Here is an 18319-nt window from a genome sequence, read left to right on the forward strand (position 1 = left end):
CCAAACAACACTTAGGGCTAACTCATTGCCAGTCCACTCAAGAGCACAGGCTTAATTTTCATCATAACTTTGTCTTGGCAATACTTTCATTAACCAAAGTAGTACATTGGCTATCTCAGCCGATTGAAAACAGAAAACCGTTTTCTATTCAAGACATTAAGACTCAATATTTCAATGAACGGTTCCTGAATCTATTTTTTAACGTGTTCGGGATTTGCACCGAACACCAAGAAAATAACTCCAAAATAGCAACACTAACCAATTACGCTAAAATCGCTGCGTAATCCGTAGCGAACCATTTACAATCCAAAACATACTCTTAAAGAAAAAAGCAAAATCATAGTTTTATACAATTTTCTCAGGCCTGTCGCTGTAGCGTATCTATAGAACCACTACACCTATAAACCTTCTCATAATACTCTGTCACCATTCGGTCAGAGTTGAAGAAATCACCTACTTCATTCATGCTTGTCAGGACGGTTTTGTACCAGTCTTTAGGGCGCTTGTAATAAAGCGGTAAAATTTCGTTTTCGAGCATGTCAAGCATGTTAGAAATGTCTTCACCATCGCGGTTGTGATCAGAAGCTACGGGAACAATAAACGAGTTTTCGCCGTGGCGGGAGAATTCGCATACCCAGCCGTCGTAGGTCGAAAAGTTGAGACTGGCGTTCATCGCCGCCGTCATTCCACTGGTGCCCGAAGCTTCGCGCGTCACCACGGGCGTATTGAGCCACACGTCCGAGCCTTCTTTGAGCTGTTTCGATAAGGCCAACTCATAGCCCGTGAGCACCGCCATGTTGGGGTAGAGGTGGCTGAGGTAGTATAAGTGATTAAACGTCTGAATAGCGCCCTCATCTTTGGGATAAGGCTTTCCTGCCCAAATAAACTGAATCGGGAGGTCTTTGTTGCGCATAATTCGGTCGAAGCGTTCTTGGTCGCGGGTGAGTAAATCGGGGCGTTTGTACCCTGCAAATCGTCTAGCCCAAACGATGGTAAGCACATTCGGGTCAAAGAGTTTTCCTGCTTGGTCGGCTACAGTTTTAAACAATTGTCCTTTTAGTGATTTTTTACGCTTTTCAAGAGCTTTTAAATCGCCTTTTTCGCGGGCTTTTTCCAAGTCGGCATCTGCCCAAGAAGCTTTGTGTTGGGAGTTGGTTACGTGGGTAATTTCACAAATATCTTTGGCCCACCCCCACATCTGCCGCGACACTTCTCCGTGGAGTTTTGAAACCGCATTGGCTTGGTGACTCAATCGAAGTGCGGCCAATGAGTGATTAAATACATTGTCGGAAATGCCCGTAATCTTACGAACTTCGTCCAATTTAAGGCCCGCAAAAAAGCTAAGGTCGTTCAAAAAGTGAATGTCATGTTTTTCATTACCAGCCTCTTCGGGGGTATGTGTAGTAAAAACAAACTTCTTTTGAACTGCCTCTTTCTTGCCTAGTTTTTGGTACATATAAAAGACCGACGACACCGCATGGGCTTCGTTTAGGTGGTAAATGTCGGGGTCGTAGCCGAGTTCATCCAAAAACTTGGCCCCACCAATTCCCAACACCATGCACTGCATGACTTTGATAGCAGGGTCGGAGTCGTACAGCCGATACGAAATTTGACGTGCCCAGGTATCGTTGCCGTCGGTATCGGTAGTCAAGAAAAACATCGGAACCGTCCCAAAAGTAGTGGGGTCGAGAAAATACGCCGCTACCCACACGGGCTTATTGGCAATCGTAATTTGGAAGCGGATGCCCGTATCTTTCAAGAAACTGTATATTTTTTCCCGAAACTGAGGCATCATGCTATTGTCAGCATTGCGCATTTGGTCGTAGTACCCAAATTTCCACAACATCCCGATTCCAATCAGATTTTGACGTAAATCGTGTGCACTTTTCATGTGAGAGCCCGCCAAAAAGCCCAAACCGCCCGAGTACGTTTTGAGGGCTTGGTCAATGGCAAATTCCATTGAAAAATAGACCGCAGATTTTTTAAAACGAGCATCAATGGCGTACGGATGTGCATACGCCGCAGGAAGTTTTTTTGCCATAAAAGTAAATCATCATAGGTTTATGGCTGCTAAGCTAAGAAAAAATACCTAAATGTGCAGCAAGTGGCTCATTCGTGTGCAGCAGGTTTCTCATTTGTGTGTGGCAGGTTTCTCAAAACCTGCTAAATGCGTCGAAATATGTGTGGTGGTTTTGAGCCCGCCTTGCACGAAACAGATTTTATTTATTAACCAACGCAAGTAGCCATCAAAAACGCACAGCCTAAACCCGAAGACCGGGCGAAGGCAAACGGTCGGTAAGAAGCCTCAGCGAGGTGAAATCTTAGTAGCAAAAGGCAAATAAACACTTCCACAAAGCCCCATCGGGGTGACATCGAGTGTTACTGGGATGTAGCTCCTCTGGAGCAATAAGTAGTAGCTTTTTATTTTAATGCGTTCAACCTACTTGCGAATGTAAAGTTCATTTTCTACTTTTGCACCCACAAAATATCGAAGAGATATTTTTCGGGCCCATAGCTCAGTCGGTTAGAGCATCTGACTCATAATCAGGTGGTCGCAGGTTCGAGCCCTGCTGGGCCCACTCTAAAGCGTCAAATTTGTTGATAATCAGCAAATTTGACGCTTTTTTTATTTTAAGACAATTCTCTTCTTGCATTTAGCTTTTAAATAATATTCTGAACTTCACAACAAAGTAAAATTGGACGTCACAACAAAATGAATTGCGGTTTGATTGATGAACTTTGCCCCGTCATTAAATCAAAAAAGAATGAAAACTGTATTAGTAACTGGTGGTACTGGATTTGTGGGTATCCATACCGTTTTACAATTATTACAACAAGGGTATAACGTAAAAACAACCCTACGTGCATTACATCGAAAAAATGAAATTTTGGACGCTTTAGCAGAGGGTGGAATTACTAATTTTGAACATCTAAGCTTTTTTGAAGCCGAGCTTACTAGCGATTGGGGCTGGTATAAAGCCGTTGAAGGTTGTGATTATGTTTTACACGTTGCTTCGCCTTTTCCACTGGGGGAGCCCAAAGACGAAAATGAACTTATTATCCCAGCACGCGACGGGGCGTTGAGAGTACTGAAAGCCGCGAAAGAAGCGGGAGTGAAGCGGGTGGTGCTTACTTCTTCGTTTGCGGCGATTGGCTATAGTATGAAGGAGAAAGGTTATGTATTTACTGAGGCAGACTGGACAGACGAAAACGCGCCTATTATGGCCTATATTAAATCGAAAACTGTTGCGGAAAAAGCCGCATGGGAGTTTGTTAAAACGGAAGGCGAAGGATTGGAGTTTACAGTGATTAACCCAGTAGCTATCTTTGGGCCGATGTTAGGAACGATTACTTCTGCGTCGTTGGAAGGAGTTATAAAAACGGTTATTGATGGTAATGTGAAGGAAAGCCCAGCATTTACATTTGGAGTAGTTGACGTTCGGGACGTAGCGGCAATTCATATTAAAGCAATGCTACATCCTGAAGCTAATGGTCATCGTTTTTTAGCAACTTCTCAGGGAGTGATGAGTTTTTATGATGTAGCACAGCTTATTAAACAAGAGCGCCCACAAAAGGCAGCCAAGATAGGCGAGATGAAGCCAACCGCCGATGAATTTTTCATTCAGATGTCAAATCGGAACGCAATTGAAATGCTAGATTGGCATCCTCGAAACAAAGAAGAAGCTGTACTGGCGAGCGTCGATAGTTTAAAGTAAAGCTAACAACATGGAAATAAATAGCATCCATTCCTGTCATTTGGGACCCGAAATATCACCAGAACAGTTTATCCAGCATCATTATTTTATGTATCTGCTCAAAGGCTCTATGAAAGCGTATGATGGCAATAAACAATATTGGGTGCAGTCAGGGGATTATTACATTGCCCGTAAAAATCATTTTATTCGTTATACGAAGTACAAGGAAGATGAGCAGTTTAAAAAAATAATCATTACCCTCGATGAGCCGTTTTTGAAACAATTTTTTGAACGACATCCCTATAAAATAACTCCTTCAGAAACTCCCGATGCCTTTTTATTTTTAAATGAAAGTAAGTTGATGGGAAGCTATATACAGTCGCTTGAACCTTACTATTCGAATGGACAGGAACTGGATGCAACTTTTGCCGATATTAAGCGAGAAGAATTACTTCTTATCATTCTTACCTCTGAACCTACGTTGGCAAATGTTTTTTTTAACTTTAGTGTACCGCAAAAAATAGATCTTGAAACCTTTATGAATCGAAATTTTCGATTCAATGTGAGCTTGGAACGCTTTGCCTTTATGACAGGGCGAAGCGTGTCCTCGTTTAAGCGCGATTTCTTGAAAATATTTGGTATGACTCCTGGTACTTGGCTCAAAAAGAAACGGTTAGAAGAAGCTTTTTTTCAAATTAGTACCCAACACCAAAAACCGAGTGATGTGTATTTAGAAGTAGGTTTTGAAGACTTGTCGCATTTCTCGTATGCCTTCAAAAAGGAGTTTGGGAAAAATCCAAGTGAGATTTTGCTTGTTCGTTAAGTTACCAAACATCTTCTACCAATACGCAGGCCGCTTATTGGTGCCGCCTTGGGTGCGGCAGTCGCTGCAAGGGATGCTACCGATGGTGTAAAAAGGAATGGGTGAACCTGGTACGGGGTGTTCGATGAGCACTAAAAACGAAGCATTGACTGATTGACGGATGATTTCGGGCTCGGGAAGGGTGTCGAGGGGCTCGCAGAGTTGGTCTTGCACCGTAAATCTTCCTAAGTATTCGGTGATGAATAACCGCTTAAATTGGGGTGTTGAAGCACTGAAAAATCCAAAAACAGGTTCTTCGGGGGAGGTGACGGAGGTGATATTGCCCGTTATTTGCGAGGGTTGGCCGTCAAACAAACTGCCCGTGATTTCGTTGGTTTTGGAAAGTGCCGCCCAATAATCAAATTCTTCCCGCGATAGCCCGTATTGACGTACCAAAATGCTGTACCTTCTGGCTAATTTCCCGCTGATGGACAACACTGTCGTCAGGGGAACATCCTGAACAACGTCTTGACTAAGGCGTAGGGTGTTTGCCAACGTAATTTGGGCCGATTTTTGGTTACCCCAGCAGGTGTTGATGTCTTCGGTACGTGGTCTTACTTTGCCCGCCACGACTTCATAACCCGAATATAAGGGTGCTTGATACTCCCACGTTTCTTCAAAGTTCCAACGGTAAAAACGGGTTTTGTTTAGCGGGTCGTGGGTATTTACGAATATCTGCACGTTGGTACGTTCTCGATTGACGCGGTAAGTGACGCTATCAATGGCAGGCGTTTGGATGAGGGGGACGTAGGTCGAAAGGTATTCTTTGCCGCCAATGGTTTGAATATGGAGCCGAAACTTTTCACTTTCGGTCGCCGAAAATGCTTTTAAAGTATAAACGCCTGGCTGGGTCTCGACGAGGTTATAACTGTTGCCTCGGTCGCTTTCGACTTTCACTTGAGCGCGCTGTTCGAGCAAAGTAGCTCCCGTTTGTTTTACTTTTTGGGTACGACTCAGCCGTATTTCACTGGTAATGGAGGGGTTGAGCGTCCCTTCCACCACCAGGTAATTTTGTGCCTGATTTACCTCGGGTGGCGAATAAGACTCTATGCAGCCATCGCTCAGATAGCCAATGAATACGAATAAGAGCAGGTGTAAAAGTCGAGATAGATAGGTCATGGTGCGTGGAATTAGTCGAAAAAGAACAATACGCCCAAAAACTACCTGAGAGGGTGCGTTTTCCGAAAGGCCAAAGGAGATAGCCCCGTTTGCCGCCTGAAAGTTTGGTGAAAATTAGATAAGTTATGAAACCCACATTCGAGCCCAACTTGAGCCACACTCAGCTCGGAGGTGGTCAGAAGTTTGCAAGCATGGTTGATTTTGAGGTGATTAAGGTATTCGATGTACGTTTTCTTTGTCCGTTTTTTGAAGTAACGACAAAAAGCAGGGACGGTTAAGTGAGCGACATCAGCGATGGTTTCGAGCGAAATTTCCTCTTGAAAATGGGCCAAAGTAAATTCTAAAATACGTTTCATTCGTTCGGTTTCGGAGTCGTCGATGGTGATGCGATAAGTAGGGCTTGCCAGCGACCGAAAGGGAGTTTGAGTGGCAAGCTGCAATAAAATATCGAGTAAAGCCACCAACCGAAAGCCTTCCGTGAGGGTAGGAAGTTGGAGGAGCTTTTGGTGAAGTGTGGGGGAGACGGAGCTAAAAACAAGGCCACTTTCTGATTTTAAAAGTAATGAGCTAATGGGTTTAAAATCAGGGACTTTGTTGATAAAATCGTTGACCCACTGCGGCGGAAATTGAACAACGACGGCTTGGGCGGTCAGCGCTGAGTTTGGTTGGTAAAATTCGACGGAGTTGCGCCAAAAGTGCGGAACGTGAGCGCCTAACAGTAACAAATCCCCTGCGTCAAAAGCCTCGATACTATCGGCAACGAAACGCTGCCCGACGCCCTGAACGATGTAGGTAAGTTCAAATTCGGGGTGATAATGCCAAGGCGCGTCGAAATAGGGTCGCTCAAACGCCCTAACGAGAAAAGAGGATGTATGTTCAAAGGTCAGTTGCTCAAGCAGGGGTCGCATATAAAATGTAGAATATTGCTTTTATTTTTTAAAATAAGCAACAAAATGAGTTAAAATACTACACTAAATGGCTAAAAAACAGAATTTTTGAAATTTGTCGAATGTGGTACTTTGCATCATCAAACAACTCAATCGAAACTATATGCAAAAGTCAGCCTTACTCGAAGAATTGTCAACTCCCTATGCCGTACCTACCGAAGCTGTGGCATTTTACCGCGAAAATGGTTACGTAAAGCTTAAAAATGTCCTCAGCGCCGAGGCGATTGCGTATTATGGGGAAATCATTACGGATTTGGTGTTTAAGCTCAACAAACTCACCAAACCCATGGAAGAACGAACTACCTACGAAAAAGCTTTCCTACAAATTATGAACCTCTGGCGGGAAGATGAAACCGCGAAAGAGTTTGTGTTTTCAAAGCGTTTGGCGCAAATCGCCGCCGATTTGATGGAAGTGGAGGGGGTGCGTTTGTACCACGACCAAGCCCTTTATAAAGAGCCAAGTGGAGGCATTACGCCCTGGCACGCCGATCAGTTTTACTGGCCGTTGGCTTCGCCCAAAACCGTCACGGTTTGGATTCCGCTGCAAGCGACGCCGTTGGAAATGGGCCCTTTGGCGTTTGCCGAAAAAAGCCAATTGGTGGAAATTGGGCGCGATGTGGAAATCAGCGATGAAAGCGAAGCCCTTATGCAACAGTCGCTTACGCAATTTAGCCTCAACGAAACGCCGTTCGACTTGGGGGAAGTAAGCTACCATGCGGGTTGGTTATTTCACCGCGCGGGCGCTAATGTCTCAAACCGTCCGCGTAAAGTGATGACCATGATTTACATGGACAAAGACCAGCAAATAATGGCGCCAAAGAACAGTTATCAAAAAGCAGATTGGGAAACGTGGCTGGCGTCGGCGCCTGTGGGTAGTACCCCCGAAAGCGCCTTGAACCCGATTTTGTTTAGTCATTCATAAAGTAACGTCAGAGACGTTAGGCCGTGTGCGTCCCGACTGGATGTCGGGACGAGCTAAATTTAGTCATTCATAAAGTAACGTCAGAGACGTTAAGCCGTGTGCGTCCCGACTGGATGTCGGGACGAGCGCAAGCGCAATGTCGGGACGAGCTTTAATGCGTAACTTTCAGGCTGGTTTGAAGTCAAAAAGAAAAGACTTCAAACCATGAACTTGCTTTTTCGCCTCTGGAACGACTTACTTGATTTATTTTACCCAAATACCTGCTGTGCTTGCACGACGCCGCTGGTCGGAAACGAAGCATGTCTTTGTACTTCTTGCCGTTTGTCGTTGCCTCGCTCATATTCACACACTATCTTCACGCCCGAGCTTACCAATAAATTTGCGGGAAAAGTGGCGGTTTCTTTCGTTTATACTTTCTTGAAATTTGAAAAAGGGGGTAAAGTCCAGCGCTTGCTTCACCAGTTGAAGTACAAAAATCGACCCGAAGTGGGGCAGGTGGTAGGACGACTCTACGGCGACGAACTTCGGGCGGGAGACGTCCAAAAGCGGATTGATTTGTTGTTGCCCGTTCCCCTTCACCCGCGTAAAAAAGCGCAACGAGGCTACAACCAAAGCGATATGTTTGCCGAAGGACTGTCGGAAACCTTGGGTGTTCCGTGGTCGGCGGAGGTGCTGGCGAGGGCGCAGTTTACCTCCACCCAAACCCGAAAAACCCGCTTAGAACGCTTTGAAAACGTATCGGGGATTTTTGAGGTAGTTAGCCCTGCGGAAGTAGTAGGAAAACGAATTGCGATTGTGGACGATGTAGTGACCACAGGTTCTACGCTCGAATCGGCCGTAGCGACTTTGCTTGAGAACGGCGCCAAAGAGGTTTCGGTGATTACGATGGCGGCGGCGTATTAAGCTTTTTTTGCCAGTTTAACTTGTCTATTTGTTTTATTATCATTTTTATTTGCTTTTCTTCCGTCTTTTCAGTTAAGATGACATACAATATTTCTTGTTTTTCGTCTTCGGAAAGTTTGTTGAATTTCTTCAAAACGTCGGCCTCTTCAAGCGCGTCCAAAATTTCCTTTTCTGATAGTAATTTATTGACAGTCAATAATGAAAGTGTCACCCTTACCTTGTCACCACCTGTTTTATTTATCGCTTTTCTGATTTTTTCATTTACCGAAATCAATTTGTCTTGTCCTGCAATTGTGAACAAGTTGATACTATCAATTTTGTAGTCATCGATATAACCAGTCACTTTCAGTGACCCCCATCTACCTACAATATGCTTCGTATCGGGAATTTGAATATGATACGTCCAAGCGCCTTTACCCGCTTCATATTTCAATTCAAGTATTTTGTTTTTTACTAAGTATTTCATTTTCGGACTGTGTTTGTTAAGCTTGTCACCAACGTTTTGGTGCATTGCATTCGGACGAGTTTTCTAATTTAAAGTGTTTCTTTAATCTGTCGTGTCCAGTTGTCAATGGTATCGGCATTAGCTCGGTCTGCTTTATCAAAGAAAAAATGTTTTTTAACTTCCAAATTGCAATATAAGTAAATACCCTTATCTGATGTAAGCGATAAAGCTTTGTCCATTCCTATCTCACTGTATTCAGCGTGTGATTTCCCATGGGTGTTGATAATTACGGCCTTTTTTCCTGTTAGTAACCCTTTCTGAATACCTTGGTCATACTGGTAAGCAAAGCCATAGCTGAAAACCCTGTCAATATAACCTTTCAAAATAGCGGGTAAACCTGTCCACCAGATTGGGTGTATGAACGTAATACATTCAGCCCATGAAATGAAATCTTGTTCCGTTTTTACGTCTTCGGCCACTTGCGCTTTGTGTTGTCCCGCAATATCTTCTAGGGAAAGAACAGGATTGAAATTGAGTTGGTACAAATCCCGAACCTTCACTTCGTGTCCGCTGGTGGAAAGGTGCTCAATCACTGCTTTTTTGAAATGCCCGTTCAAACTCTGTGTATTTGGGTGAGCATAAATAATCAAATGTTTCATTGTTCTACTTTTTAAATGTGATGACACAAAAGTAGAATGAGCCTGTTGGCTAAAATTGTAAGAAAACGAAATCAGTTGACAGGGTTACAAATGTCCTGTTGGAATTTGAGGTATTTTGTAGGGCTTACATTCAAATAATGCTTGAAATCGTTGATGAGCTGACTTTGGTCGTAATAGCCACACTCGTTGATAATCGTAAACCAATCATTTTTTGATGATTTTGAAGCACTATTTTCTAGCATTTCAACAGCTTTTATAAATCGTTGATAGCGATTAATCTCTTTGGCTGAGTATCCAAAATACTTTTTGTGATTGATTTGAATGTTGCGTTCAGATTGTTGGATGTTGCTCGCAACGACTTTTATTGAATTTAACGATTTTTCTTTGAGATTCGTTAGTTCTTCCGCCATTAGATTTCGTTCACGCAAATAAGGTTTACAAAATTCAAGGATGTAGTTTACCTGTTGGGCGGCATCGTCGATTGTATTGAGTTGATACCATAACGCCGTAAAACAATTTTCATCCGATAAGTCATCGGGATTTATTGGTAAGTTTTGGGTAAGTGAAACGTTGCCAAAGAACCGAAAAAACGCATCGTCTTTGAAGTTAGCAACCAAAATTTTTGATTGAGGAGGCAACGAATAAGTAAATGCTTGTTTAATTGTGCCCAAGACAAAGCACTTTTCAACTTCTATGTGTGTGTTTTGTTTTGAATGCAATAATGCTTTTGCTCCAAAATTGAAAATCATTATGGTCTGATACGACGGTAGCAAAGTTTTTGTTATCGTTTCTCCTGATTGATTTTGGGCAAAATAGAAATGGGAAAACACATTTTCGTACGCTGCTGGAACAGCTATTCTAAAATTGTCATAGAGCGTATTTTGTGCCATTATAATCTCAGAGTTTATGTCGTTTTTCTTTGAATATATAAGGTCGTTAATCGCTGAAGCATAGACTTTGATTGTTGTTACGGCTAAAATAGAAAATTTGTGGGTAGTGGGAATTTCCCGCTTGACGATAACTCCATAATAGAAGAAAAGAGTTTGGAGAGTACTTACCACCAAGCTAGCCGCCCGCCCGAGTTTCATTCAATCCTGAAGGATTTCGGGACTTCATGGCTTGGCCTAAGGCCACCACGAATGCTTAGTTATTAGTAGTAATTATTCGTTCAGCCTTCATTTAGTTCGTTAATACTGTTGGCTACTTTTTCTATTTGTCCTGTCTCGTGAAACCATATAAAAATTTCGTCACTTAGTTTTTTTTCATTTTCTGCTGTCGGCAGAAGTACTAAAAAGTCGCCATAACCATTTGATGCAATTGCAACTCCATTTTTCGGAAAGTTTTCCCATTCTTTTGCTTGTTTTGTTTCCAAGCCAATATGGTTGCAGGTTCGGCTTATTCTTTTGTTATCTAATTTGTCAAAAAATGGAAATAGTTGCCAATCATCATCTTCAGTTATTAATTCCCCTCCATTTTCTTTCGTCATTTTCGACTTGAATTTGCCTGGGAATTCGAGCTCAAATTCTTGCTCTATTTCGTTGATATATTTTATATTTACTGGAAATGGCATAAGTCAAATTATTTTAAGTTGTCATAATCAATAAAGTCCCAAGGAATTTCTTTTTTAAAAGTCTGGATACTTTCTTCAAGCAATTCCAATGAGATATCTTGTTTGTATAATGTAACAGTCCTTGTACGTTTAGTATCGTCACGAAATATTTCAATTACTAATTTGTCGTCACGGTAAATTTCAACTCCAATGCCGTCTCTGTCGCTAACATCACTTGCTATTATTACCCTGTCTTTTGGTAGTGTCATTTGTCAATTTGTTGTTTATGTGTCGTCTGGCATAATTACCGCTAACGTTTGGCAAGGTGCTATTGAACAAAACCTTCGGTAGCTACGCAGCACCCCAAAGCGCCATTATATAGCCCAATTTAACCTTAAAATTTAGCATAACAAAAAGAAGCAGGTTGAACGCATTAAAACATAGCTTCGCTCTTTATTACTCCAGAGGAGTTACCTCTTAGTAGAGAGAATACGTTTGTGTATGGCGCGAGCAGGTTTAAGCCTGCTCTCAGTGTAGTTGCCCCTTCGACGATAACTCTATAATAGAAGAAAAGAGTTTGGAGAGTACTTACCGCTAGGCTAGCCGCCCGCCCGAGTTTCATTCAATCCCGAAGGCTTTCGGGATTTCATCGCTTGGCTTTCAGCCACGACGAAACCTTAGTTATTGTGTGCTGTGCTTTCTGGAAGTGTGGAGGGGCATCTTCATTTGTATCTTTAGAGTTGTTCTTGCTTCGTAATAGGAATTACCTTTTCTCAAGCAATATGATTTGGCTTTTTTATGAACGCTTTCTTTTGCAAATAATCAACTCATAATTGTTTTTGTCTGATATTTCTGTGGGAATTAAGCCAGCAGGTGCTATGACAATCTTCAACGTATCTCCGTACAACTCATATGCAATGCTGACAGGTGCCGAAATGTTAAGCGTCACATCTGGCTGAATAATAATGAACTTGAGGCTGCTCGTAGTGTCCAACTTGAAAGAATACGTAACCTCCTTCCCTACCTCGTCGGTGAAGGTAAGTTTATCCCTTTTGAAAGCATAAATAAAAGACACATTTTTTTTGGTTCCGTTTACGCTTTCTGTTTGTGCCAACCAGACTCCTTGTATTTTTACTTGGTCGGTAGATTTTGTGGCATTTCTAACGATGCCGCATGATATAGTACATAAAAGAATCAATATAATGAGGGAGGTCTTTATAATTATCATATTAAAACGTCTAAATATACTATAGATTATAAAATTGAGGTTGTGCATCACTTTTTAGATTGTTATATAAATTAGTTGAAAAAACATATTACAAATATATCAATTTTAACAAATACTAGAAATGAAAAAGTAAGAACTCTAAAACAGCATTTAAAAGTAAAACCCAAATTGGTATATTATTGAACTGGTTTTGTCATCGTTTAGCATTGCACACAACGTGAGGTGGTTTTGCGAAGTTCTCCTTGTGTTGTACCTACGGCAAAGAGAATTCCGCGAAACCTCTGTTGAACAAAACCTTCGATAGCTACACAGCACCCCAAAGCGCCATTATGTAGCCCAATTTAACCTTAAAATTTAGCATAACAAAAGAAGTAGGTTGAACGCATTAAAATGTAGCTTCACTCTTTATTTCTCCAGAGGAGCTACATCTTAGTAGAAAGAATGGAGGAGGTGTTTGTTTGCCTTTTTCTACTAAGATGTAGCCTTGCTAAGGCTTTTTTGTAATGCGTTTTACCTGAAAAGGAAGTGTAATGCGCTTAGAGAGAATAGGTTCGTGTATGGCGCGAGGAGGTTAAAGCCTGCTCTCAGTATAGTTGCACCTTCGACGATAACTCCATAATAAAAGAAAAAAGGGTTTGGTGAGCACTCACTGTTAGGCTAGCCGCCAGCCTGAGTTTTGTTCAAGACTGAGCGTTCCCCATCGCCTTCATAGCTTGGCCTAAGGCTACCACGAATACTTAGTTATTCGTGGCTGTTTTTATCCAACCACTTTTCCAACGGTCAATTTACAGCTTTCGGGATATGCACTCCCATTATCCATCCAAAGTTTGAAATTCATATTATTGAATAAGTCGTCTGGGGATATATCAAAATTTCTAATTTCAATTTTTCGTTTCAATATTTTTGGTACAATCTCATTGATGAACCAAGAATTATGTGTTACTAACAATGATGCCGTATTTCCTGTATTTGCCAAAGGTGATAAAAGTAAATTATATAATTCTTTGTCTGTTTCGTAAGATTTTGCAAATTTTACGAAATCAAAATCATTTAATTTAGATTTATCTATCGCACTTACAAAGTCTGAAAGTGTCGGAATAAACCGATTCTGATAGTCGGGCAATATATGGTCTTGTTCACACAGGTCTTTTACATTAATGGCTTTATTATCACTATTGATGATTGTGTGCCCAAAAATAGGGATAATTACTCGTCTTATCCCCCACATAGTATGAAGAATTCTATGTCGATTATCACTGCAAAGTTCTTTGGTACTGTCAATAAAATCATGTATTGGTAGATAATCTTCAATATCTCCACCCCTTCTTTTGACAGAAATTTGAGAATGAATAACTGAATTCATGTTTTTTAAAATTCTTGTAACTCATCTTCGAAATTAATTTCTTCGTCTCCATAATCTTTACGATTACTTTCAACTTTTGGTGTAGGTGCCATTTCATCAGCATATTCAACTACTTCATGAAATGAAATCTCTAAAATATTTAAAAGCTCTTGGGCTTGATTTGCGTTAATTTCGATAGGAAAATCAAAATAATGCTTATCAGCAATCTCTAGCCCAAATTCAGTTTTGTAGTAATAGTTCATTTTTTCATATTTTTCATCATAATTCTCAGCATAAAAAAAGAAATCTACCGCATTAAAACCTTTTAAATTTTGGATTGAAATGACGTCTTGAATAACCTTTTCAGCCTTTGCTTCCTCCAATGTGTCAAACACTTTAACTGTACTTCCGATAGTATCAACATCTTCCCAGGCTTCGTCTGTGTAAAAAAAACCTTTTTTGTGAACTGCGAATTTTGCCATTTTCTAAGTTTGTTTATGGTTAATTTGGTTGCATGAAAATTGTTTTAGTATAGTCATTATACTTACATGAATTGATGAAATTACAAAAACTACTCTCAATACTTCGCCTAAAGGTAATTAAAAATTTTATCGTTTAATTAATTTTCTTAAATCGCTGTATCAATAAGCTTACTTTGAACAAAACCTTCGATAGCTACACAGCACCCCAAAGCGCCATTATATAGCCCAATTTAACCTTAACATTTAGCATAACAAAAAGAAGTAGGTTGAACGCAGTAAAACATAGCTTCACTCTTTATTGCTCCAGAGGAGTTACCTCTTAGTAGAAAGAATGCGTTCGTGTATGGCGCGAGCAGGTTTAAGCCTGCTCTCAGTGTAGTTGCCCCTTCGACGATAACTCCATAACAAAAGAAAAAGGGTTTGGTGAGCACTTACCGCTAGGCTAGCCGCCCGCCCGAGTTTCATTCAATCCCGAAGGCTTTCGGGACTTCATGGCTTGACCACGAATGCTTAGTTATTAGCAGCCGTTATTTCTGTTTCGTTAATACATTCCACTCGTTAGTTGTGTTGTGTCAAACCTCCATAGAAATTTGTCAGCCTTTTCTTTTTGATTGTTTAAAAAGTCGAGGGCTAATTTTGAGGTGATTTTTTTTGCTTGCTTCTTTACAAAATCGTCCTCTAATGTCTCTTTGAAACTTCCGCCATACTTATAGTTCTCGCCACGAACAGCACAAACAATAATAAGTCCGTTCAAGAACTTTTTTCTACTGACCTTGAATGTTTCTAAATTCTTTTCTTTCACATAACTCTTACAAGCACTAATTAGCCCATCTAAAATTCCCTCAACTAATGAGCCTCCGTAAATTGTGTGAATATTATTGGCAAAACTGATGATATTAGGTGTCGGATACCAGTCCGTGCGGTAAGCAAGTCCAATTTGATAACTGTTAGAATTTACTTTGTCGTCAAAAGTCAATTTGAACTCTGGTTTGCCCAGAATTTCTGTCGTTGCTCTGTCGAACAAATATAAAACACCTTGTGGAAAGTGATAATAGTTTTGAGTTAAATATTTCTGCCTTTTGTCTATCGTGATTATTTCGCATTGTCGGTTTAACAAGGCAATTTGCAAAACCTTTTCGGTCAATTTTAGATAATCAATATTCGTATTTGTAATTATCTTTTTGTCAAACGAAAAGGTAACTTCCGTTTTCGAATTGTCTTTGTTGATTATTTCAAATGTCTCGGAAACGACCTTGAGAACTTTTGGGAAATAGGTTGAAAACTCTTTACTATCATCTGTAAACTGCTGTATAAATGGTGTTATGTCGTGTTGTGATGCAAGTCCCAAAGTAAAATCGTTGTCTCCTGATACTACAATTTCAAAAGTGATTTCGTCAGTCTTGCAAAGGTCAACACAGTCTGTCAACAGTCCTTCCAAAAGTCCAATGACACCGTCATTGCCGATATACATAAAAGGTCGTTTTCTAATCGATTCTTCAAATGTCATTGTTTGTGTCGTGTCTGTCATTATAATGGCCACCTACGAGTTTCAACTTGGCGATGTGGCGGATTTCGTAGCCCTACACTGTCAATTCACCATTTTCGGGATGGATGCTCGGTAGCATGTTCAATTAATCACACCACTCGCCATTGAGTCAAGCGTCTATTGAACAAAACCTTCGATAGCTACACAACACCCCAAAGCGCCATTATATAGCCCAATTTAACCTTAAAATTTAGCATAATAAAAAGAAGCTGGTTGAATGCGTTAAAACATGGCTTTGCTCTTTATTGCTCCATAGGAGCTAAATCTTAGTAGAAAAAATGACGTAGGTTATCCCCCCAAGCCCCATCGGGGTGACATCTTTCACCAAGCATCGGTCGCCCAGATGGGGCTTGGGCGGTGTGGGGGCGGTGTTTGTTTGCCTTTTTCTACTAAGATTTAGCCTCGCTGAGGCTATTTTTTAGATGCGTTTGACCTTAAAAAGAAGTGTAATGCGCTTAGAGAGAATACGTTTGTGTATGGCGCGAGTAGGTCAAAACCTGCTCTCAGTGTAGTTGCCCCTTCGACGATAACTCTATAACAAAACGGTTTGGTGAGCACTCACCGCTAGGCTAGCCGCCCGAGTTTCGTTCAAGACTGGGCGTTCCCTATATTTTTCATGGCTTAGTTTTCAGCCACGTCGAAACCTTGGTTATTAGCTAATGTTTTTTTAATTGTTAAACTATATTCTAATATACGTTCGTTTATTGTCGAATTTCTATACTCATTAAAAATAGTTGTTTTGCCATTTTCTTGATAAAAGCTATCTTCAAAACCTTTCCAGTTCTTTAGTAATGTTTCGATATTACTTTCTATTGTTTTTTCATTTAGATCTTTGTTAAAAACTAGATTATACATATATATCATGGAGTTTTTTCCATATTTTAAAGCATATCCTGATTTAGAAAAATTCTTTTCAAAATCCTTACTGTGTTTAGTTTCATAATCTGAAATTTTCTGATATAGCAAAATACTTAAAAATATATCATCTATAATGTCAATTGTGTCTATTAGAGTATTAAATTTCTTTTCTTCAAATAGTGAATCTTTTTTTACGTTCTTCGCCTGACCAGGTTCACCTTTAAATGACAAGTAAGCTTTTATTAAATCTTCTCTTTTAACTAGTAGTTTTCTATCAACAAGCTTTTTACTTATAGCTTCTTCAAACTCTCCCTTTTTTCTTTCGTAAAGCAAACCATACTTTTCAAATAAAGTCTTTTGAATACTCACCTGTATATCATCGTTTGCTCTCATATCAGCTTCTTCAATTTTACTTTGTTGATTAGTTGATTTTGAAATGTTTTTGATAATATCCTTGTCTTGGTTCTCATTTGAAGAATCAGATTGATAGTTAGGTGATATTATTTTCAACATAACCTCTTTACTATCAAATTGCTCTTTAGGAGTTCCTTCTTCATAAAGTTTACTAAGTGTAAATGCTGTTTGACCACCATTAATAATTTGTGGCTTCCTGATAGAAACAGTTCCTATTGATTGTCTTCCTGTTGCAGTATTAACATTACCACTATCTGCAAATATTGTTATTCCATTGTTGAATATTGCGAATTCGCCAGTTGACAAATTTAGAATAGACTTTTTAATTTCTTTATTAACTTCATTTTTTTGTAAGCTTAAATAATTTCTTGGGTTAAATGTTAAAAGTGCGTTTTTATATTTTGACATAACTTTAGCTATTTCAAAAGTTGGTACAAAAACGACTGTAATGTCAAAAGTTCCAATACTTGTGTTTATTTCTTGCCTTAAATGTGGAATTTCTTTTTTGTCTAAATTTATGGTTATATCTAACGAATCTACATCGTAGTATGTACTTGTCAAAAGTGGGAATACTAGCTTGTTGTAGATTTTTTCGTAGTTGAAAATCTCGAATTCAAAGTTATCGATAAGTCTTTTGATTTGTTCGTTAGAGTAACTAACTAAATTACATAGAAAAATTACTTTTCTTGTATATAAGCCTAGTTCTGGAAGTTGACTATAATTTCTTTGAAATCCCAAAATTTTGCCATTATAATTGTTTCCTTTTTCATCAACAGTTAAACCTTGTAGTATTCTGCCTATATCAATTTTTATAATTTCATCTATTGAAATTTCTTTATTTTCAAAGTTGTCGGCACTTGTTCTATATTTCGACTGAATTAAATATACAATTTTGCTGTCTTTGTCAATAAAATAAGCATCCAAGCCTCCATCATATCCTCCTTCTGTGATGAAATTTTCTCTCAATTCAAAGTCATCAAGGCCGAACCTTACCATCAAAAATAAATGGATTAAACATTTAGACCTTATTTGATTATTTTTTTCAATGTCCTTGGACAATTTATATTTCACATATTTAATTGGAGCATCTTTTGAAATTTTGTCTAGAATGTTTGAGAGTATATTATATTTCATAGTTTTTTTATTTTTATCTTGTGTATAGGGATTTAAAATATTACTTAATCCCCAAATATACAAAAATTTTGTCTACTCTCGTACACATTTGCACTATATCAAATTTGTACAGTTGTTAGAATACCGCACTATAATCACCTCATTGACACCTTCCAAAACAATTCAAAATAAAATAGTCAACCGTACCTATCGAATTAACAAACCCCGACAAAAC

General features: G+C 39.7%; 18 protein-coding genes and 1 tRNA gene. 6 read left to right on the top strand and 13 right to left on the bottom strand.

The window, feature by feature from the left end; all coding sequences use genetic code 11:
* On the top strand, positions 1-284 hold a 284-nt coding region (locus AC23P2_RS16490), incomplete at its 5' end, for a hypothetical protein (RefSeq protein ID WP_487774216.1).
* Between the two features lie 74 nt (positions 285-358).
* On the opposite strand, the gene glgP is transcribed toward AC23P2_RS16490, so the two are convergent.
* Positions 359-2041: an alpha-glucan family phosphorylase gene (gene glgP / locus AC23P2_RS16495; RefSeq protein ID WP_487774217.1), complete on the bottom strand. Its 1683-nt coding sequence runs from the start codon at positions 2039-2041 to the stop codon at positions 359-361.
* Positions 2042-2505: 464 nt separating this feature from the next.
* Between glgP and AC23P2_RS16500 the strand changes: the two genes are divergently transcribed.
* The 3 genes from AC23P2_RS16500 (at position 2506) to AC23P2_RS16510 (ending at position 4518) form a co-directional block, all read left to right on the top strand.
* Positions 2506-2579 (top strand) — tRNA-Ile (locus AC23P2_RS16500).
* 186 nt (positions 2580-2765) lie between these two features.
* Complete coding sequence (locus tag AC23P2_RS16505) at positions 2766-3716, top strand: SDR family oxidoreductase (RefSeq protein WP_487774218.1); 951 nt, start codon at positions 2766-2768, stop codon at positions 3714-3716.
* Between the two features lie 10 nt (positions 3717-3726).
* On the top strand, positions 3727-4518 hold the full coding sequence (locus AC23P2_RS16510) for a helix-turn-helix domain-containing protein (protein ID WP_487774219.1): 792 nt from the start codon (positions 3727-3729) through the stop codon (positions 4516-4518).
* 15 nt (positions 4519-4533) lie between these two features.
* On the opposite strand, the gene AC23P2_RS16515 is transcribed toward AC23P2_RS16510, so the two are convergent.
* Positions 4534-5676: a DUF4249 domain-containing protein gene (locus tag AC23P2_RS16515; protein ID WP_487774220.1), complete on the bottom strand. Its 1143-nt coding sequence runs from the start codon at positions 5674-5676 to the stop codon at positions 4534-4536.
* Between the two features lie 41 nt (positions 5677-5717).
* Positions 5718-6584 carry a helix-turn-helix domain-containing protein gene (locus AC23P2_RS16520; protein ID WP_487774221.1) on the bottom strand — a complete coding sequence of 289 codons (867 nt, stop codon included), beginning with the start codon at positions 6582-6584 and terminating at the stop codon, positions 5718-5720.
* Between the two features lie 142 nt (positions 6585-6726).
* Between AC23P2_RS16520 and AC23P2_RS16525 the strand changes: the two genes are divergently transcribed.
* Both AC23P2_RS16525 and AC23P2_RS16530 read left to right on the top strand, forming a co-directional pair.
* Complete coding sequence (locus tag AC23P2_RS16525; RefSeq protein ID WP_487774222.1) at positions 6727-7545, top strand: phytanoyl-CoA dioxygenase family protein; 819 nt, start codon at positions 6727-6729, stop codon at positions 7543-7545.
* A 204-nt stretch (positions 7546-7749) separates the two neighbouring features.
* Entirely contained in the window at positions 7750-8448 is a 699-nt protein-coding gene (locus AC23P2_RS16530) for a ComF family protein (protein ID WP_487774223.1), read from the top strand.
* On the opposite strand, the gene AC23P2_RS16535 is transcribed toward AC23P2_RS16530, so the two are convergent.
* From AC23P2_RS16535 to AC23P2_RS16580, 10 genes are all read right to left on the bottom strand, one after another.
* Entirely contained in the window at positions 8426-8914 is a 489-nt protein-coding gene (locus tag AC23P2_RS16535) for a DUF1905 domain-containing protein (RefSeq protein WP_487774224.1), read from the bottom strand. The genes AC23P2_RS16530 and AC23P2_RS16535 overlap by 23 nt on opposite strands.
* Before the next feature lie 68 nt (positions 8915-8982).
* On the bottom strand, positions 8983-9552 hold the full coding sequence (locus AC23P2_RS16540) for an NAD(P)H-dependent oxidoreductase (RefSeq protein ID WP_487774225.1): 570 nt from the start codon (positions 9550-9552) through the stop codon (positions 8983-8985).
* Between the two features lie 71 nt (positions 9553-9623).
* A complete protein-coding gene (locus tag AC23P2_RS16545) occupies positions 9624-10640 on the bottom strand; it encodes a helix-turn-helix domain-containing protein (RefSeq protein WP_487774226.1) in 1017 nt (338 codons plus the stop codon).
* 80 nt (positions 10641-10720) lie between these two features.
* Complete coding sequence (locus AC23P2_RS16550; protein WP_487774227.1) at positions 10721-11122, bottom strand: SMI1/KNR4 family protein; 402 nt, start codon at positions 11120-11122, stop codon at positions 10721-10723.
* Positions 11123-11130: 8 nt separating this feature from the next.
* Positions 11131-11370 (bottom strand): hypothetical protein, encoded by a 240-nt coding sequence (locus AC23P2_RS16555; protein WP_487774228.1) that lies wholly within the window; start codon positions 11368-11370, stop codon positions 11131-11133.
* 527 nt (positions 11371-11897) lie between these two features.
* On the bottom strand, positions 11898-12329 hold the full coding sequence (locus AC23P2_RS16560) for a hypothetical protein (RefSeq protein ID WP_487774229.1): 432 nt from the start codon (positions 12327-12329) through the stop codon (positions 11898-11900).
* 757 nt (positions 12330-13086) lie between these two features.
* On the bottom strand, positions 13087-13692 hold the full coding sequence (locus tag AC23P2_RS16565) for a DUF6915 family protein (RefSeq protein WP_487774230.1): 606 nt from the start codon (positions 13690-13692) through the stop codon (positions 13087-13089).
* Positions 13693-13697: 5 nt separating this feature from the next.
* Complete coding sequence (locus AC23P2_RS16570) at positions 13698-14153, bottom strand: hypothetical protein (protein ID WP_487774231.1); 456 nt, start codon at positions 14151-14153, stop codon at positions 13698-13700.
* A 541-nt stretch (positions 14154-14694) separates the two neighbouring features.
* The gene (locus AC23P2_RS16575; RefSeq protein ID WP_487774232.1) at positions 14695-15660 is read right to left on the bottom strand and encodes a DNA topoisomerase subunit B; all 966 of its coding nucleotides are present in this window, start codon (positions 15658-15660) and stop codon (positions 14695-14697) included.
* Between the two features lie 660 nt (positions 15661-16320).
* Positions 16321-18105: an AIPR family protein gene (locus AC23P2_RS16580; protein ID WP_487774233.1), complete on the bottom strand. Its 1785-nt coding sequence runs from the start codon at positions 18103-18105 to the stop codon at positions 16321-16323.
* Positions 18106-18319 lie beyond the last annotated feature (214 nt).

The organism is Runella sp. R0.1_18, assembly GCF_057652155.1.

Bases quoted from the DNA above. Each gene is read 5' to 3' on its own strand.
- glgP (WP_487774217.1), bottom strand. From the start codon at position 2,041: ATGGCAAAAAAACTTCCTGCGGCGTATGCACATCCGTACGCCATTGAT.
- AC23P2_RS16505 (WP_487774218.1), top strand. From the start codon at position 2,766: ATGAAAACTGTATTAGTAACTGGTGGTACTGGATTTGTGGGTATCCAT.
- AC23P2_RS16510 (WP_487774219.1), top strand. From the start codon at position 3,727: ATGGAAATAAATAGCATCCATTCCTGTCATTTGGGACCCGAAATATCA.
- AC23P2_RS16515 (WP_487774220.1), bottom strand. From the start codon at position 5,676: ATGACCTATCTATCTCGACTTTTACACCTGCTCTTATTCGTATTCATT.
- AC23P2_RS16520 (WP_487774221.1), bottom strand. From the start codon at position 6,584: ATGCGACCCCTGCTTGAGCAACTGACCTTTGAACATACATCCTCTTTT.
- AC23P2_RS16525 (WP_487774222.1), top strand. From the start codon at position 6,727: ATGCAAAAGTCAGCCTTACTCGAAGAATTGTCAACTCCCTATGCCGTA.
- AC23P2_RS16530 (WP_487774223.1), top strand. From the start codon at position 7,750: ATGAACTTGCTTTTTCGCCTCTGGAACGACTTACTTGATTTATTTTAC.
- AC23P2_RS16535 (WP_487774224.1), bottom strand. From the start codon at position 8,914: ATGAAATACTTAGTAAAAAACAAAATACTTGAATTGAAATATGAAGCG.
- AC23P2_RS16540 (WP_487774225.1), bottom strand. From the start codon at position 9,552: ATGAAACATTTGATTATTTATGCTCACCCAAATACACAGAGTTTGAAC.
- AC23P2_RS16545 (WP_487774226.1), bottom strand. From the start codon at position 10,640: ATGAAACTCGGGCGGGCGGCTAGCTTGGTGGTAAGTACTCTCCAAACT.
- AC23P2_RS16550 (WP_487774227.1), bottom strand. From the start codon at position 11,122: ATGCCATTTCCAGTAAATATAAAATATATCAACGAAATAGAGCAAGAA.
- AC23P2_RS16555 (WP_487774228.1), bottom strand. From the start codon at position 11,370: ATGACACTACCAAAAGACAGGGTAATAATAGCAAGTGATGTTAGCGAC.
- AC23P2_RS16560 (WP_487774229.1), bottom strand. From the start codon at position 12,329: ATGATAATTATAAAGACCTCCCTCATTATATTGATTCTTTTATGTACT.
- AC23P2_RS16565 (WP_487774230.1), bottom strand. From the start codon at position 13,692: ATGAATTCAGTTATTCATTCTCAAATTTCTGTCAAAAGAAGGGGTGGA.
- AC23P2_RS16570 (WP_487774231.1), bottom strand. From the start codon at position 14,153: ATGGCAAAATTCGCAGTTCACAAAAAAGGTTTTTTTTACACAGACGAA.
- AC23P2_RS16575 (WP_487774232.1), bottom strand. From the start codon at position 15,660: ATGACATTTGAAGAATCGATTAGAAAACGACCTTTTATGTATATCGGC.
- AC23P2_RS16580 (WP_487774233.1), bottom strand. From the start codon at position 18,105: ATGAAATATAATATACTCTCAAACATTCTAGACAAAATTTCAAAAGAT.